This is a genomic window from Labrys neptuniae, from assembly GCF_040797145.1.
Taxonomy (GTDB): domain Bacteria; phylum Pseudomonadota; class Alphaproteobacteria; order Rhizobiales; family Labraceae; genus Labrys; species Labrys neptuniae.
Genome location: NZ_JBFNQD010000012.1, coordinates 42,597 through 59,390, shown reverse-complemented (window position 1 = coordinate 59,390; position 16,794 = coordinate 42,597). Strand labels below are relative to the sequence as shown.

General features: G+C 63.2%; 16 protein-coding genes and 1 tRNA gene. 7 read left to right on the top strand and 10 right to left on the bottom strand.

Features of this window, described 5'->3' with window-relative positions:
- Positions 1-259: 259 nt before the first annotated feature.
- From ABXS05_RS26430 to ABXS05_RS26415, 4 genes are all read right to left on the bottom strand, one after another.
- Positions 260-2,071 carry a cation:proton antiporter domain-containing protein gene (locus ABXS05_RS26430; RefSeq protein ID WP_311934350.1) on the bottom strand — a complete coding sequence of 604 codons (1,812 nt, stop codon included), beginning with the start codon at positions 2,069-2,071 and terminating at the stop codon, positions 260-262.
- A gap of 206 nt (positions 2,072-2,277) precedes the next feature.
- A complete protein-coding gene (locus tag ABXS05_RS26425; protein WP_068290559.1) occupies positions 2,278-2,838 on the bottom strand; it encodes an HNH endonuclease in 561 nt (186 codons plus the stop codon).
- Between the two features lie 152 nt (positions 2,839-2,990).
- Positions 2,991-3,518, bottom strand: a complete 528-nt coding sequence (locus tag ABXS05_RS26420) for a gamma-glutamylcyclotransferase (RefSeq protein WP_311934362.1) — start codon at positions 3,516-3,518, stop codon at positions 2,991-2,993.
- Between the two features lie 11 nt (positions 3,519-3,529).
- Positions 3,530-4,408 (bottom strand): N-formylglutamate amidohydrolase, encoded by an 879-nt coding sequence (locus ABXS05_RS26415; protein ID WP_311934349.1) that lies wholly within the window; start codon positions 4,406-4,408, stop codon positions 3,530-3,532.
- A 358-nt stretch (positions 4,409-4,766) separates the two neighbouring features.
- Between ABXS05_RS26415 and cpdR the strand changes: the two genes are divergently transcribed.
- From cpdR to ABXS05_RS26385, 6 genes are all read left to right on the top strand, one after another.
- Complete coding sequence (gene cpdR / locus ABXS05_RS26410) at positions 4,767-5,132, top strand: cell cycle two-component system response regulator CpdR (RefSeq protein ID WP_105864233.1); 366 nt, start codon at positions 4,767-4,769, stop codon at positions 5,130-5,132.
- A 77-nt stretch (positions 5,133-5,209) separates the two neighbouring features.
- Positions 5,210-5,284: transfer RNA gene (locus ABXS05_RS26405), tRNA-Val, on the top strand.
- A 467-nt stretch (positions 5,285-5,751) separates the two neighbouring features.
- Complete coding sequence (locus ABXS05_RS26400; protein WP_367625912.1) at positions 5,752-6,498, top strand: outer membrane protein; 747 nt, start codon at positions 5,752-5,754, stop codon at positions 6,496-6,498.
- Positions 6,499-6,953: 455 nt separating this feature from the next.
- Positions 6,954-7,403, top strand: a complete 450-nt coding sequence (locus ABXS05_RS26395) for a hypothetical protein (RefSeq protein WP_311934347.1) — start codon at positions 6,954-6,956, stop codon at positions 7,401-7,403.
- Positions 7,404-7,417: 14 nt separating this feature from the next.
- Positions 7,418-8,041 (top strand): L,D-transpeptidase, encoded by a 624-nt coding sequence (locus ABXS05_RS26390; protein ID WP_376717638.1) that lies wholly within the window; start codon positions 7,418-7,420, stop codon positions 8,039-8,041.
- Between the two features lie 77 nt (positions 8,042-8,118).
- Positions 8,119-9,138, top strand: coding sequence for an amino acid ABC transporter substrate-binding protein (locus tag ABXS05_RS26385; RefSeq protein ID WP_367625911.1), 1,020 nt, complete (start codon positions 8,119-8,121; stop codon positions 9,136-9,138).
- Between the two features lie 10 nt (positions 9,139-9,148).
- Here ABXS05_RS26385 and ABXS05_RS26380 read toward each other — a convergent pair whose 3' ends face one another.
- On the bottom strand, positions 9,149-10,054 hold the full coding sequence (locus ABXS05_RS26380; protein WP_367625910.1) for a ketopantoate reductase family protein: 906 nt from the start codon (positions 10,052-10,054) through the stop codon (positions 9,149-9,151).
- A 269-nt stretch (positions 10,055-10,323) separates the two neighbouring features.
- Complete coding sequence (locus ABXS05_RS26375) at positions 10,324-10,782, bottom strand: NUDIX hydrolase (RefSeq protein ID WP_311934343.1); 459 nt, start codon at positions 10,780-10,782, stop codon at positions 10,324-10,326.
- A 182-nt stretch (positions 10,783-10,964) separates the two neighbouring features.
- Between ABXS05_RS26375 and ABXS05_RS26370 the strand changes: the two genes are divergently transcribed.
- Entirely contained in the window at positions 10,965-11,741 is a 777-nt protein-coding gene (locus ABXS05_RS26370) for an SDR family oxidoreductase (protein ID WP_367625909.1), read from the top strand.
- Between the two features lie 140 nt (positions 11,742-11,881).
- On the opposite strand, the gene ABXS05_RS26365 is transcribed toward ABXS05_RS26370, so the two are convergent.
- From ABXS05_RS26365 to ABXS05_RS26350, 4 genes are all read right to left on the bottom strand, one after another.
- Positions 11,882-12,538, bottom strand: coding sequence for a hypothetical protein (locus tag ABXS05_RS26365; RefSeq protein WP_311934342.1), 657 nt, complete (start codon positions 12,536-12,538; stop codon positions 11,882-11,884).
- 523 nt (positions 12,539-13,061) lie between these two features.
- Positions 13,062-14,006, bottom strand: a complete 945-nt coding sequence (locus ABXS05_RS26360) for an ABC transporter substrate-binding protein (protein WP_311934340.1) — start codon at positions 14,004-14,006, stop codon at positions 13,062-13,064.
- A 71-nt stretch (positions 14,007-14,077) separates the two neighbouring features.
- Entirely contained in the window at positions 14,078-15,079 is a 1,002-nt protein-coding gene (locus ABXS05_RS26355) for an ABC transporter permease (protein WP_311934339.1), read from the bottom strand.
- Positions 15,076-16,596 (bottom strand): sugar ABC transporter ATP-binding protein, encoded by a 1,521-nt coding sequence (locus ABXS05_RS26350; protein WP_367625986.1) that lies wholly within the window; start codon positions 16,594-16,596, stop codon positions 15,076-15,078. The genes ABXS05_RS26355 and ABXS05_RS26350 overlap by 4 nt, the downstream gene beginning before the upstream one ends.
- Positions 16,597-16,794 lie beyond the last annotated feature (198 nt).

Here is a 16,794-nt window from a genome sequence, read left to right as displayed (position 1 = left end):
CGCTCTATTCATGGAATAGCAATAAAGCCGCTGAAAATGCGGGTAAAGAGTATCACTTCATTAACAATTCGTACGGTTATCGAGGTCTTAACGTAGAGGTAAAAGCTGGCGCCAGCCTGTGTTTAGTGGGGGTAAGTATCAGACATCGGCCAAGCGGTTCTCGTATTGCCGTGCCTGGGCTTGACCTGCTCATTCGCCGTTCAGGTATTTTCCGCTCGCGAAGGGCCGGCGGGCCCGGCAATGACCAGGTCGCGCCGGCTCAGGCGGCCTGGCCTGGATGGCTTTCCACGGGGTGCAACAGGTCGCGGATCATGCCGCGGGCGATTTCCTCTTCGCCCATCAGGATCACGTCGGCCCCGAGCCCCTTGAGATAGTCGACGGCCTCTTCGCTGTGAGCCCGGGCGAGAATGCGGATGGACGGGTTGAGCTTGCGGGCCTGTTCCACCAGATGGCCGGCTTCGAAGGCGTCGGGAATGGCGACGACCAGCCATTTCGCGCCGGCCAGATTCTGCAGTTCCAGCGTCTCGTAGTCGCCGGCCGGCCCGGAATAAACCTCGATGCCCGCGGCTTTGAGCTTTTCGACCTCGTTCTGCGATTCTTCGATCACCACCAACGGTATACCGGCCTCATGCAGGGCCTTGGCCACCCGGCTGCCGACGCGGCCATGGCCGACCAGGATGGCGTGCTCGCTGAGCTTGGTCGGCTGGACGACCTCGATGTCGTCCTCCTCAGGCAAAGGTGCGGGAGCGGCTTCCGCCACGGGCGCGCCCGGCTGGGCCTCGGGCTGAGCCGGCGCCTCGGGCTCGGCCTCCGGTCTGGTCTCAGCTTTAGGTGCCGCAGCCGGCTGGCGTTCGGGGCGCAAGACGAAACGGTCCAGCGCCATGAACAGGATCGGGTTGATCACGATGGAGATGAGCGCGCCCGCCACCACCAGATCGCGTGCCGTACCCGGGATGATCTGCAGCTTGACGCCGAGCACCGCCAGGATGAACGAGAACTCGCCGATCTGGGCCAGGCTCGCGGAGATGGTCAGGGCCACGCCCTTGGAATAGCCGAAGCCGCGCACGATCAGGAAGGCGGCGATCGACTTGCCGACCACGATGATCAGGAAGGTGGCGAGCACGGCAAGCGGATGCTGGAGCAGGATCGCCGGGTTGAACAGCATGCCCACCGAGACGAAGAACAGCACCGCGAAGGCGTCGCGCAGCGGCAGCGTCTCATTGGCGGCCTGCTTGCTGAGCGGCGATTCGGCCAGCACCATGCCGGCGAAGAAGGCGCCCAGCGCGAAGGAAACGCCGAACAGCACGGCGGCGCCATAGGCGACCCCCAGCGAAATCGCCAGCACGGCCAGGCGGAAGAGCTCACGCGAGCCGGTATGGGCGACGAAATGCAGGACCCAGGGGATGACCTTGCGCCCGACCACCAGCATCAGCGCCACGAAGGCGGCGACCTTGACGGCGGTGACCATCAGGGTGGCTGCGATCGAATTGAGGCCGAGATTGGCGGCAAGGCCGGAGGGGGCGACCTCACCCGGTGCATGGCCGCCGAGTAGGCCTGCCAGAGGAGGAATCAGCACCAGGGTGATCACCATCACCAGATCTTCGACGATCAGCCAGCCGACGGCGATGCGCCCGCGTTCGGTCTCGATCAGCTTGCGTTCCTGCATGGCGCGCAGCAGCACCACGGTACTGGCGACCGAGAGGGCGAGGCCGAAGACCAGGCCCGTGCCGAGCCCCCAGCCCATGATCCAGGCAAAGCCCATGCCGAGCAGTGTCGCCACCGCGATCTGGCCCAGCGCCCCGGGAATGGCGATGGCGCGGACGGAAAGCAGGTCCTTCAGCGAAAAATGCAGGCCGACGCCGAACATCAGCAGGATGACGCCGAGTTCGGCCAGCTCGTTGGCGAGATTCTGGTCGGCCACGAAGCCGGGCGTGAAGGGGCCGATCACCACACCGCCGAGCAGATAGGCCACGATCGGCGACAGCCGCAATCGCTGCGCGGCGAGCGCGAAGATGAATGCCAGTCCCAAACCCGCCACGATCGTTGCAATCAACGGTGTCTCGTGCGGCATGGAACCTCCCTTCGCGGTCGTAACGAGCCTTCGACGTGCTTACAGCACCCCAGATCTGTTTGATGATTGCCTTGCGGCCGCTTCACTATAGGAGAGTTCCGTAGTGAGCGCTCGTTAACAATCGGAAAGGTCGCCATCAAACCACGCCGAAAGCGCGGAATGAAGCTGTCGCAACGCGTAAAGCATGCCCCGGTGGATGAAGCCGATCAAGGCTCCAGTTCGGTATCCCAATAGAGATAGTCGAGCCAGCTTTCATGCAGATAGTTCGGCGGGAAATGCCGGCCGTTCTGGTGCAGGTCGCTGAGGGAAGGGGCGTAGGGCTTCTGGTTGGGATGCATGCCGGCCTCGGCGGGCATGGCGCCGCCCTTTTTCAGATTGCAGGGCGAGCAAGCAGCGACGACGTTTTCCCAGGTGGTCTGTCCGCCCCGGGAACGGGGGATGACGTGGTCGAAGGTCAGATCCGAGCGCGTGCCGCAATATTGGCAGGTGAAACAGTCGCGCAGGAAGACGTTGAAGCGGGTGAAGGCTGGGTTCCGGCTGGGTTTGACGTAGGTCTTGAGACACACCACCGAGGGTAATCGGAACTCGAAGGTGGGACTTCGCACCACCTTGTCATATTCGGAGATGATGTTGACCCTGTCGAGGAAGACCGCCTTCACCGTATCCTGCCAGGACCATAGCGACAGCGGATAATAGGACAGCGGCCGGTAATCGGCGTTCAGCACGAGGGCGGGGCACGCCTCGGGCGAGACCGGCGGATGAAACACAGCAGGCGAAACATGCGCTGTCACGAAGCGCTCCCGTCACCATCAGTCCAGCCGAAAAGGCCGATTCGGCTGTTCGTCCAACACAATGTAGGATTAACGTGTCGGTCTTGTGAAGGGGGTAGGTCCACCGGCCGGCCTCCCATGCCGCCGCATCATCCCCGCAACTGGTGCGAGAGCCAGGCCAGCGTACGGTCGGGGATGCCGAGTTCGTCGAGGTGGTCGTGGGTGGCCAGCACGTAGTCGGGATTGGCGCCTGAAAGTCCGACGCCGCCGCGCACCACCTCCAGAAGCTGGCGATCCGGCAGCTTGCCGCAATATTGATGATGTGCCCGGTCGGCCCGGTAGGCCAGTGCCCGGACATGGCGCCCGTCCTCGAGCCGGGCCTCGTGCAAAATCTCGATATAGACGCTGGTGGCCTGCTCGCGACGACGCAGATAATCCACCGTCGTATCCCAATTTTCGGAGGCAACGCGGAAGGCAACGCCCCGGCAGGAACCGCCCCGGTCGAGGCCGAGCACCAGGCCGGGCTTTTCGGGCGTGCCGCGATGAACATGCGACCAGATGCACAAGGCCCGGTGCAGGCCGCGAATCAACGCGTTCTGCCGTTCCTCATAGGCAAAACCGGGATTCCACATCAGGGATCCGTAACCGAAAACCCAATTGGCTTCAGGGGCGGGCAGAACGGGCTGGTTCACTCGGCGGCCAGATGGAATGCATCGAGATAGTGGAAGGGCAGGCCAGCGAGCGTGTCGCGCAGCACGGTGAGGTCCTGCTTCAGGCGATCGAAGGCCGGCAGCAGGGAGAAGGTCTGCTCGTTCATATAGATCGAGCGATTGATCTCGATCTGGATGACATGGAAGCCAGCGCCGGGATTGCCATAGTGCTCGGTGATGTAGCCGCCAGCATAGGGTTTGTTGCGTGCGACCGAATAGCCGAGATTGCGCAGCGCCTCATCGGCGCAATCCATGATCAGATGCGAGCAGCTGGTGCCGTAGCGGTCGCCCAGCACGATGTCGGCCCGAGGCCTGTCCTCGCGTGCCAGGCCGCAGGACGGCATGGAATGGCAGTCGACCAGCAGGGCCACGCCGAATTCGCGGTGGATCTGGCCGAGGAGACGGCGCAGCGTGCGATGATAGGGCTTGTAGAGCTCCTCGATTCGGCGCAGCGCCTCATCCACCGGCAGGCGGTGGGCATAGATTTCCTGATTCTCGCTGACCACCCGCGCCAGCGTGCCCAGGCCGCCGGCCACCCGCAGGGAGCGTGTATTGGCATAGTTCGGCAGCCGGCCGTCGAACATGCGGGGGTCGAGCTCGTAGGGCTCGCGGTTGACGTCGAGAAAGGCGCGCGGAAAGCGCGCGCTCATCACCGCCGAGCCGGTGGCGGCGACATCGGCGAGCAGGAGGTCGACGAAGGCATCCTCGGAACGGCGCAGCGAAAGCGGATCGAGGCGGGAAGCCTCCAGGAAGGAGCGCGGATAGACCCGGCCGGAATGAGGCGAGTTGAACAGAAGGGGCGCCGAATAGGCAGCCGGCTCGACCACGTCGAAGGGAGGGCTGAGCTCGATTTCCATGCCGTCCACGGACTCCAGCGGCGGTTGCTTTCACCTTCGCGACACGTCCCCGAGGGGACGTGGGCAAGCCAGGCGATACCGACATATCTCGACAAAATCATGCGCAGGCAAGCATCACAAGTCCCACCGCATGATTTTCTCCATCGCGAACAGAAGCAACCCCAGGGTCTGTCATCAGTTAGGGAGGCGATTTGACGGGTGCGGCCGGAGGCGGTGAAGTCGAACCATACCTGATGACAGGCTCTAGCAGCATCACGAATTCGGGATTAACTCTATTGCGATGTAAACGGGGCGTTTACCCTGACGACGGTTTATAGAGTTCGAACAAGCTCCGGCCCTGCCGGGGATTCGGGACGCCATCATGAACAAGATTCTCCTTGCCGAAGACGACAATGATATGCGCCGCTTTCTGGTGCGCGCCCTGCAGAATGCCGGACATGAGGTGATGTCCTATGACAACGGCCTGTCGGCCTATCACCGGCTGCGGGAAGAGCCGTTCGAATTGCTGCTCACCGATATCGTCATGCCGGAAATGGACGGCATCGAGCTGGCCCGCCGGGCCACCGAGCTCGATCCCGACATCAAGGTGATGTTCATCACCGGTTTTGCGGCCGTGGCGCTCAATCCGGATTCGCAGGCGCCGCGCGACGCCAAGGTGCTGTCCAAGCCCTTCCATCTCAAGGATCTGGTCAACGAAGTCGACAAGCTTTTGAAGGCCGCCTGAACTTTCCTCAAAAATAGCGGGAGAATGGCTTGCATGGCCTGATTCAACCTGCTATCAGGCCGGCCTCCGCAAGCGATGGGCGCGTAGCTCAGCGGGAGAGCACTACGTTGACATCGTAGGGGTCACAGGTTCAATCCCTGTCGCGCCCACCATCGCTTCTTCGAACGACGAAAAGACCCAGGGCATCGCAAGCGCGGTGCCTTTTGCGTTTTCGCAGCCCTCGCTGGCTTGGTGTTCTGCCGCTTCTGGCGCATCACACAGGATCTGCCGGCCACATTGACGAAACGCCCTTCAAGCCCCGAGCATATGCGGTGCTCTCGGACGGGCATTTGGGCGGCTTGAGGTTTCCAAAGGCGGGGCTCGCACAAGGTCAAGGATCCGATGCTCGCCAGCGACGGAAACATGGTGATTTGAGCGGTCTGGCGCGCGCGACTGAAGAGATTGGAAGATTTGCTTCAAATCATATTTGAATAAATCGAATTGTGTTGCAAATTTAGCACGGTAAAAATCGTGCGTTTAGTCGAGTTAATATGTAAAAACTGTTGCTGTAAAAGCACATACTCGTGAGGGATGGCGTGGTAGAAAAGTTCGTCACTCGGCAAGATCTGGGTTTGCGGACATGAAGTTACGGATTTCGATAGCCGCCTTCTTGCTTGCCACGGCCGGTGCTTCGGCTGCCGATCTGGCGCCTGCCGCAGTCGAGCCTGTCATTCCCGCAACTGCCTATGACTGGACGGGCTTCTACGCCGGTATCAATGGTGGCTATGCCTTCGGATCCAGCCACGACGTAACGATGTCGGAGCTGTTTCCGGCCACTGGCCCCCTCGTGGACGGGTATGGCAGCCTTTCACCCAAGGGGGGCTTCGGCGGCGTGCAGGCTGGCTATAATCGGCAGGCGGGCAATTTTGTTCTCGGCCTGGAAGGCGATATCCAGGGCGGCGGCATCAGCGACAAGGCCGGACGCATCGGCACCGCCACGGGTTACTTCCTGAGCACGAAGAGCCAGGTCAACTGGTTCGGCACGGTTCGTCCGCGAATCGGCTATGCCTTTGACAACATCCTGATTTATGCGACCGGCGGTCTGGCTGTCGGCGGGGTCAAATACACCCAGAACTATGCCAATGGCGATTTCCTCGCTCACCCTCGTACCAGCAAGACCAGAGTCGGTTTCGCGGTTGGCGGCGGCGCGGAATACGCTTTCAACGAGCATTGGACCGCCAAGCTCGAATATCAATATATCGATCTTGGCCGGTCGAAAATCAGCGCGACCGAAATCAATGGTGGCGAGCCGACGGATTACTCCATCCACACCAGGCTGCGCACGGATTTCCATACCGTTCGTCTGGGCGCGAACTACAAGTTCTGATCATTCGATCGCGGCAGGCGCAGGGCTTGGCAAAGGTCGGGCAGCGCGTCACGGCGAATTCACACCAGGTGTCCAATTCTACATCCGCGGCTGATCACGACTCCGGAAGAGACCGGCCGCCAGAGATCCCCGAGCGACCTAACCCCGCCGACGAGGCGGGGTTTTCCTTGCGGTCAGAGTGCAGGTTATGGCCAGAAAACACTTGCGCCTGCCATTGCCAATGTTGCAGCTTGGCACTCGTGATCATTCATGCCCGGTCTTTGGTAAGCTGACTGTTCATAGCCGGCAAAGACGGGTGCTGTCCCTGATTTAACCGAACCACCTACTGATGTGGCGTCCATTATTGCTTGGCCGCTGTCCCGGGGTGGGTCGTTTTGTGTTCCGATGGGGAGGGATACATGGGCGCGGATCTGTTTGGGAAGACTCTCGCGGGGATGCCGCGACAAGGACGGTTCGTGCAGGCGAGCATTCTCCTCGGCTGCGCCGCCTTGCTGGCTGGCTGCGGCGCCTCCTCGGCACCGACGCCGGTGGTGGCGACACCGACGGTTGCGGTGACCTCCGAAGAACTCGTCGGCAAATGGGGCCTGGCCTCCTATCGCGAAGAAACCGACAAGGTTCGTACCGAGGTCGCCGCCAAGGCAGCCTGCTCCAATCCCTATGTGATCGGCAAGGGTGCCCAGGGCGGGGTGACCATGCATCTGGCCGACCAGGCGACGCCGCAGGAAGTCTATCTCAAGACCGCCTCCGATGGCGGGGTCTATATCGGGCCGCAGGGCAAGCCCGGGGAGCGGGCGGACCGCCAGATCCTGTCCTATGACAAGGGTGTGCTGGTGACGCGTTGGGTGGATCCCGGCGTTGCCAAGCGCTACGGCACGATGATGTTCGTGCGCTGCGCCACGGCATGAGAGGAGAGCTTGCCATGACGAGGCGCTCCTGGATCACCCGGCTCGGTGTCGGCTGCATCGCACTTGCCCTGGGACTGGCCGGCTCGATGCCGCAGGCTTTGGCCCAGCCGCGCCCTCTCGATCCCAGCAAGGATCTGGAAAAGCCCGGCTTCGTGCCGGATGCCGCCGAGGAGCAGCTCCTGCCCGAATACCGGCCGCAGCCGGTCTATTATCGCTCCAACGAGCCGCCCGGCACCATCGTGATCCAGACCGAGGAACGCTTCCTCTATCTCATCCAGGACAACAAGACCGCCATGCGCTACGGCATCGGTGTCGGGCGCGAGGGTTTCCAATGGTCTGGCCTGTTGAAGATCTCGCGCAAGCAGGAATGGCCCGATTGGCGGCCGCCGCCGGAGATGATCAAGCGCCAGCCCTATCTGCCACGCTTCATGGCGGGCGGCCCCGGCAATCCGATGGGGGCCCGCGCCCTCTATCTCGGCAGCACCAGCTACCGCATCCACGGCACCAACCAGCCCGAGACCATCGGCTATGCCGTGTCCTCGGGCTGTATCCGCCTGGTCAATCCGGACGTGATCAATCTCTATGACCGCGTTCCCGTCGGCACCCGCGTGGTGGTGCGCCAGGCACCCAAGCTCTAGTCGAGATCAGCCCGCCTCGCCCTTTCGGCGAGGCGCTTTCGTTTGTCCATCATCGAGCAAGGCACGGGGGGATAGCCATGCATCGGATCATTGTGGGGATCGTGGCGGTCCTGGCGCTGCAACTCGGGTTGGCGAGCGGCCCGCAGGCGCAGACCCTGGAGGCTGTCAAGGCGCGCGGCCAGCTCCTGTGCGGGGTCAATGAGTGGCTGGTGGGCTTTGCCAGCAGATCGGCCTCCGGCGAATGGTCGGGCTTCGACGTCGATTTCTGCCGCGCCGTCTCGGCCGCCGTCCTCGGGGATGCCGCCAAGGTGGCGTTCGTGCCGCTGTCGGCGAGCGACCGTTTCGAAGCCCTGCGCTCGGGCAAGATCGACATCCTCTCGCGCAACTCGACCTGGACCTTGTCGCGCGAGCTCGACTATGGGCTGAGCTTTGCCGCCATCACCTATTTCGATGGCCAGGGTTTCATGGTGCCGCGCAGCGCCAAGGTGAATTCGGCCCTGGAACTTGGCGGCAGCAAGGTCTGCGTGCTCAAGGACACCACCACCCAGCACAATTTGGCCGATTATTTCGAGGCCAATTCCATGAAGTTCGAAGCGGTGCTGGTCGGATCGGCGGCCGAGGCGCTGGAGCGCTACAAGAAAAAGGATTGCCTGGTTCTCACCTCCGACGTCTCCCAGCTCTATGCCCAACGCCTGGACCTCGCCGATGCCGGCGAGCACCTGATCCTGCCCGATGTCATCTCCAAGGAGCCGCTCGGCCCGGCCGTGCGCCTGGACGATCCGAAATGGCGCAATCTGGTGCAATGGGTGCATTTCGCCATGGTCGACGCCGAGGAGCTGGGTGTCTCCAAGGCGACGCTCGATCAGGCCAAGGACTCGACGCGGCCGGCGATCAGGCGCCTGCTCGGCACGGAGGGCAAGCTGGGCTCCGGGCTCGGGCTGGCCAATGATTGGGCGGCCAAGGTGGTAGGACAGGTCGGCAATTACGGCGAGGTGTTCGAACGCAATCTCGGTGACGCCACCAAGCTCGGCATACCGCGTGGCCTCAACCAGCTGTGGAGCCTGGGCGGCGTCCAATATGCGCCGCCGGTCGAATAGGGCCGGGCACTCAGGTCGAGGATGACGGCGGACCGGCTTCGCGCAGCTTGACCAGTGTCCACAGCGCCTGGTTCAGCGGCGCCTCGAGGCCACGTGCGGTGGCCCGGCGCAGGATGGCGCCGTTCAGATCGTCGATTTCCGTGCGCCGGCCCCTGGCGAGGTCCTGGGCGGTGGAGGAATATTGCTCCGCCATGCTGGTGCCGAGCCCAAACACGGTGTCCTCCAGCGTCGGAGGCAAGGTGACGCCGTAGGCCTCGGCTACGACACGGCACTCGGCCAGGATCCCCTTCAACAGCACATCCACGCCCTCGCGGCCGACCAGCCGGCCATAGGGCAGGGCGGCGAGCGCCGAGAGGGCATTGAGCGCGCAATTGACCGCCAGCTTGGTCCACAGCGTGCCGACGACATCCGGCGTGACACGAGCCGCAATGCCGGCGGCCGCGAACAGGCCCGCGAATTCCTCGCTTCGGGGCGAGGGGCCGATTACCATCTTGCCACCGCCCTTGTGGCGGACATAGCCGGCGGCGGGCGCTTCGAGCGCGGCATAGACGGCGACGGGTACGGCCGGCCTGTCGAGGATATGGGCGAGCCTGTCGGCATTGTCGATGCCGTTCTGCAGGCTCCAGACCGAGCAATCGGCGCCAATATGGGGAGCGATGGCGGCGGCTGCCGCCTCGGTGTCGAAGGATTTCACGCAGAACAGCACCAGTTCGGCCCCGGCGACGGCCTCTGGTCTGGTATCGGCGAAAACGGCGACGTGCCAGCGTTCGCCATTGTGCTCGAGCAGCAATCCTCCATCCCTGACGGCCTCGACCAAGGCCGGGCGCCCGATCAGGGTGACGTCATGGCCGGCCTGGGCGAGCAGGGCGCCGAAGAAGCAGCCGACAGCGCCGGCACCCATCACCGCAATCTTCATGATGATGTTTCCTCGGCAAATATGGACCGGGCCGCCGCAACCCACGGTCCCGGCTTATCGCGCAAAGCTCGTGACGGCCGCTTCGAATCGGCTTGGGACCTGAGAGAGAGGAGCGGCATGCTCATGATCTTACCGATAGGCGAGGCCTCTATCCATGCCGATCATGGCCGGCGGTCGGACCGCCGCCAAGGATAGACGGGTTCTCCCGATCGGCAAGGCCGGCGATAGGCGGGCCAGGATGCGATCGCGACGCCCGCGCCTGGAGGCTGTCATGGCAAGGTGCGCGCCAAGGCCAGGGCCTCCCGGGCGAGCGTATCGACGTCGATACTGGCACGGGCCCGATTCACCAGAAGGGTGGGCAGATCGAACCAGGCTGCTTCCAGGGCATCGTCGGCGGCGACGGCCTCGCCGGATTGCCAGCGGCAGAGCACGCCGACCAGCACATAATGGTGACCGCCTTCATCGATTGGACGGGCATCGATGGAATCGAGGGCCGCGAAGGCCTTCACGGCGTGGGCCGTGACGCCGGTTTCCTCCTGGAGCTCGCGCAGGGCCGCCTGCAGAACGCCTTCGCCGGGCTCGATCTTGCCGCCCGGAAAGCCCCACAGGCCCTGGTCGGGCGGATTGGCTCGGCGAACCAGCAGGAATTCCTCGCCGCGCAGCACCACGGCGAGCACGGCGGCGACCGGACGGGGCAGATTGTCACTTTCGGCCGGATCCGAGGCCATTGTCTGTTTCTCCGGAACTGCCTGCGGGTTGAAGGCTCAGCTATAGGCGCTGCCACGGTGCCATGCCAATCCCGCGGGGCGGTAATTGCGACCTCGCTCGTCTGCCGCATCACACGGGCTTGCCGGCGGTCGGCAGCCCTGCGAAAAGCCTGCTCTCAACCCGCATGAAGAGGCCCAGGACCATGAAGCTCGGTATCGAAGGAAAATCCGCCATCGTCTGTGCCTCCAGCCGAGGGCTCGGCAGGGCTTGCGCGCTGGCTCTGGCGCGTGAGGGCGTGAATGTGGTGATCAACGGTGTCACGCCCGCCACGCTGGAACGCACTGCGGCCGAGATCCGCGCCACGACGAGGGCAACGGTCACGCCGGTGGTAGCGGACGTTGCCAGCGAGGAGGGACGGCGCAAGCTGCTGGAAGCCTGCCCGCAGCCCGACATCCTGGTCAACAATGCCGGCGGCCCGCCACCCGGGGATTTCCGCCAGTTCGGCCGCGAGCAATGGCTGGCCGCGCTCGATGCCAACATGCTGGCGCCGATCGAACTGATCAAGGCGACGCTCGACGGCATGATCGCTCGCCGCTTCGGGCGCATCATCAACATCACCTCCGTGACGGTGAAGGCGCCGATCTCCTATCTCGGCCTGTCGAATGGTGCCCGTACCGGCTTGACCGGCTTCGTCGCCGGCCTCGCCCGCGACATTGCCCGCCATAATGTGACGATCAACAATATCCTGCCGGGTTCCTTCGGCACCGATAGGCTGCGGGACAATGCGGCTGCCTCGGCCAAGCCGGGGCAATCGCCCGAAGCCGTCCTGGCGGAATGGCAGGACGGCGAGGCTTCCGGACGTTTCGGCGATCCGGACGAACTCGGTTCGGTCTGTGCCTTTCTCGCCGGTGCGCAGGCCGGCTACATCACCCGCCAGAACATCCTGATGGATGGCGGCAACTTTGCCGGATCGTTCTGAGGGGCTTGTTGCAATTGCGGGGCGATCGGACTGAAACGCCGGCTTCTCCGGTGCTCCCCGCCTCCTCCAAGGAAAAGGGCTGGCCTTGAAGGCCAGCCCCTTGTCGTTCTGCGCAGTCCGGTTCCCTTCGTGGAACGGATTCAGAGCTTGGCCAGGATCTGGCACAGCTTGATGAGCTGCGCGTCATAGTCGTCGCTGGCCCCGAGGATCAACTTGCAGCGTTTCTTGAGGGCGATGCGCTGGGCGCTGCTCATCGAAGCGAGCTGGCTGGAGACATTGCCTATATTCACGCCCGTGCCGGGAACGCCCGGGGTACCAGGAGTTCCTGGACTGCCGGGTGTGCCGGGCGTTCCGGTGTCGGAACCGGGGACATTGACGCCCACGCCGACGTTCACGCCTGTGTTGTTGTTGAGCGAGGCGCTCACATCCGCATCGGCGAGCGAGGAATTGACGCCGACATTGGCCTTGACGCCGGTGCTGGGTGTCGCCGATGCACTGACATTGGCCGTGGCGGCGTTGCCGACCGAGGCCGTCGTATTGGAGTTCAATCCGCCGCTGTTGAGGCTGGTGTTGCTGTTGGCGCTGACCGGGCCCACTTTGGCGCTGACGCCGACATTCGCACCGCCAACGGCACCACCGACCGCGCCCACGGCACCGCCTACGGCGTTGCCGACGCCACCAACAGCATTGCCGACGCTGCCGCTCAGAGCGGCCTGCGGGGCGACAAGAAGCAAAGTAGTCGCCAGTCCAGCGAACATTGCAACCTTGCGCCAGTCCTTCCGATAGTGCTCAGACATGTCGACCTCCACCTGGAAAACTCGAACATTCGGCCGGAACTCCGGGGAAGGGAGCCTTGGGTGCTTTCTCGATCGACCGGAAGCTGAATGTCGATAGAAAAATATGCCAAATTACAGTAAATCGCAATGTTGAATTATTAAAAATAAATCGATTTATTCCAACTACTTGAGTTGTACTATATTTTGTACAATTAGTATCTTAAAATATACTTACATAATCCGGTGCATTGCGGGCTCATTCAAAGCAGCTTAGGCCCATTTATGCTTTCGTTTTTCTGCTGTTCCTGTGGGGTGCAGGTGGATTTCGTCATAGATGAATTGCGTCTGGAATGTGACGCTTGTGGGGCGAAATTGGGTAGCAGGCTGCTGTCGCCACTATGATACTGAAGTATTAGATCGTGTCGGAGAGGTATGACTGTAGCCCCAAATAGGTATTGCTTTATTTGGTATTATAATACCTAATATCCGATGTAAAAAAGCCGCCCTTCATCGTGAAGGGCGGCTTTCGCCTCGTCGCTTCCGCTCAGAATGGCGAGTCGGGGTAATAGAAATCCTTGGCGTTGTCCTTGGTCACCAACGTGGCATCGAGAATATAGGAACCGCGCACGGGCAGCTTGTCGTAGAGGCCGGCGGCGGTGAGATCCATCGCCACGGCCACCATGGCCGGCGGATAGAGCACGTCGGCCGGAATGGTGGCGTCGCCGTCCATGACCTTCTTGACCATGTCCTTCATGCCGGCGCCGCCGAGCACGAATTTGATGTCGCTGCGGCCTGCCTGCTTGATCGCCTCCAGCACGCCCACTGCCATGTCGTCATCCTGGCACCAGACCGCGTCGATCTTGGGGTGCTTGGTCAGGAAGTCCTGCATCACCTTGAAGGCGTCGTCGCGGCTCCAATTGCCGAACTGGCTGTCGATCACCTTGACCTCGGAGCCCTTGAGGCCCTCGTTGAAGGCATTGACGCGCTGCTCGTCGATGACGATGGGCAGGCCGCGGATCACCACGACGTCGCCCTTGCCGCCGAGCTTTTCCTTGACATAGGCGGCCGAGACGGTGCCCAGACCCGGATTGTTGCCGGCGACGTAGAGATCCTGGATCGGATCGCGCAAAGCGCGGTCGACCACGGTGATGAAGACGTTCTTCCCTTTGACCTGGCGGATCGGGTCGGTCAGCTCGTCGGAATTATGCGGCAGCACCACGAGGGCGTTGATGCCCTGCGTGGTCAGGTCCTCCAGGGCGTTGGCCTGCGCGGCGCCATCCGGCGAGGTCTTCACGATGACCTTGAGGCCGGGATAGCGCGCTTCGAGCGCCTTGGCCTCCTGCTGGGCGTGATAGACCACGCCGCCCGTCCAGCCATGGTCGGCGGCCGGGATCGAGACGGCGATGGTCTTGCTGTCGGCAGCGTGTGCCGCTGCCCCGGCGAGTGCGAAGAGACCGGCCGCCATCAGGCCGGTCAGCATTTTGCGCATGATATCCTCCCTAGCGCTTTTCATTCTGTCGGGGCGGGTTCATCCCGCCCGCTGCATATGGACCGGCGGGCTCAGCTCCTCCGGGCGAGCGAGCGCTGCACCAGCATGGCGATGATGATGATGGCGCCCTGCACGGCACCGACCAGATATTCGGAGACGAAGTTCGACAGCACCATGATGTTGGAGATCACCTCCAGGATCAGCGCGCCGCAGATGGTGCCCCAGATGCGCCCGACGCCGCCGCGCAGTGCCGTGCCGCCGACCACCACCGCGGTGATCGCCTGCAATTCCCAGCCAAGGCCGGTGGTGGAGGTGGTGGAGCCGAGCCTGGGCACATAGACCAGCACGGCGATGGCGACGCACAGGCCCTGGATGATGTAGGTGAGCATGCGCACGCGCCCGACCGAGATGCCGGAATAGCGCGCGACATCCTCGTTGGAACCGACGGCCATGACATGCCGTCCGAACGTGGTGCGGTAGAGCAGGAAGGCACCGATGACGGCCACCGCGATGATCACCCACACCGGGAAGGGCAGGCCGAGAATGGTGCCGAAATAGACCGGGCGATAGTCGGCCCTGAGCTCCATCGACTTCATGGCGATCGAGCCGCCATCGGCCAGCCAGATCAGGAGCGAGCGGAAGATCGCCATGGTGCCGAGTGTGACGATGAAGGGTTCGAGCCGCCCCGCGGTGACGCCCAGGCCGTTGGCGGCGCCGCACAGGGCGCCGAGCAGCAGGGCCAGGACCATGCCAATGGCGAGCAGCATATAGCCATCGCCGATCATGGCCTTGTTGAGGAAGAGGATCATCACGCCCGAAACCAGCGCCGCCATCGAGCCGACCGAGAGGTCGAGGCCGCCGGCGGTGATCACGAAAGTGGCACCGACGGCGATGGTGGCGATGAAGGCGCTGCGGGCCAGGACGTTGGTGATATTGTCGAGGTCGATGAAGCGGGCGTTGACGAAGTAGCCCAGGACCATCAGCACGGCGAGCGCCGCGAAGGGCGCGACAGCGCGCAGGTCGAAATCCTGGAACCGGCTTGTGGTCTTGGTCGGGGCGAGTTGCTCGCTCATACCTGTGCTCTCGCTTCTTGCCTGGAAACGCCGGTGGCGTGCACCACGATTTCGGCCTCCGTCATCGCCTCGCCGCTGACTTCTCCGGCGATCTGCCCACCCCGCATCACCAGGATGCGATGGCATACGCCGATCAGCTCCTGCATTTCAGAGGAGATCACGATCACGCCTTTTCCCCGGGCGGCCAGCGCCGCAATGAAACGGTAGATCTGCTCCTTGGTGCCGATGTCGATGCCGCGGGTGGGTTCGTCGATGATGACGATCCTCGGCTCCAGCAGCATCATCTTGGCGAGCAGCAATTTCTGCTGGTTGCCGCCGGAAAGCTGGCCGGCGAGCAGGGTCTTGGAACGGGCCCTGATGTCGAAATCCTGGAAGGCCTGGTTGAGGGCGCTCCATTCGCGCGCCTTGTCGATGAAGGGCCCCGAGGTGAAGTGATCCAGCGCGGCCAAGGTGAGATTGGTGCGCAGATCCTGCGCCAGCAACAAGCCCTTGCCCTTGCGATCCTCCGAAAGATAGACGATGCCGGCTTCCATGGCCTGGCGGGGTTCGCGAAAATGCACCGGCCGGCCGTCGAGCCTGAGGCTGCCGCTGCCGGAGCGCAGGCCCAGCAGGCCCTCGAACAATTCGGTTCGTCCTGCCCCGACCAGGCCGGCAAAGCCGAGGATCTCGCCGGCCTCGAGGCCGAAACTGACATCGGTGGCAAAGCCGGGCACGTTGAAATGCTCGACGGCGAGCAGCGGCTCTTCGGCTGCTGCTGCGTTCGCCTCCGCCGAAGCCTTGGCCGGGTAGAGATTGGCCATGTCGCGCCCCACCATCAGCTGCGCCATGTCGATGGGCTGGAGTTCGGCGGCGGGCCTGGTGGCGATCCATTTGCCGTCGCGCAGCACGGTGACGCGGTCGGCGATGGCCTTCACCTCGTTGAGGCGATGCGAGATGTAGAGCACCGCCGTGCCCTTGGCGCGGATGGCGCCGATCACCTTGAGGAGCGCGTCCGTCTCCACCGGGGTGAGGGAGGCCGTGGGTTCGTCGAAGATCACCACGCGGTGCGGCACTGCCAGGGCGCGTGCGATCTGGACCAATTGGCGCTGGGCGATGGAGAGGCGCTCGACCACCCGGGTCGGCGCAATCTCTGCCCCGAGTTCGCGGACTGCCCGAGCGGCCTCCCGGTTCATGGCCCGGTCGTCGACCATGGGACCACGGCGGATTTCGCGGCCGAGGAAGATGTTCTGTGCCACGGTGAGATGGGGGGCGAGCAGGATCTCCTGATGGACCAGCACAATGCCGCGATGCTCGGCGTCGACGGGGCCGGTAAAATGCACCGGCTCGCCGTCAATGGCCAGGCTGCCCTTGCTCGGCTGGAGATGGCCGGCCAGGATCTTCATCAAAGTGGACTTGCCGGCGCCGTTTTCGCCGATGATGGCGTGAACTTCGCCTGGCTTGAGGTCGAGCGCGATGTTGCTCAGCACCTCGATGGTGCCGAAGCTCTTGGACAGGCCACTGGCGGCCAGCACCGGCACGGTCTGGTTCTGCGCGGCAGCCCCGTTCGCTTCCCTTTCGGACAAATCCGGTTCCTGGTTTCCGTTTCCCGCCAACGTTCTCTTCGCCATCTGCCCGGGCGAATGAGTTACGTACCTCGCAATTGTCAGATTAACGGGACGGCAGGTTCTGTCAATCACGCTTTCCAGATCGGGGCAGCATGAAACGCTCCGCCAATA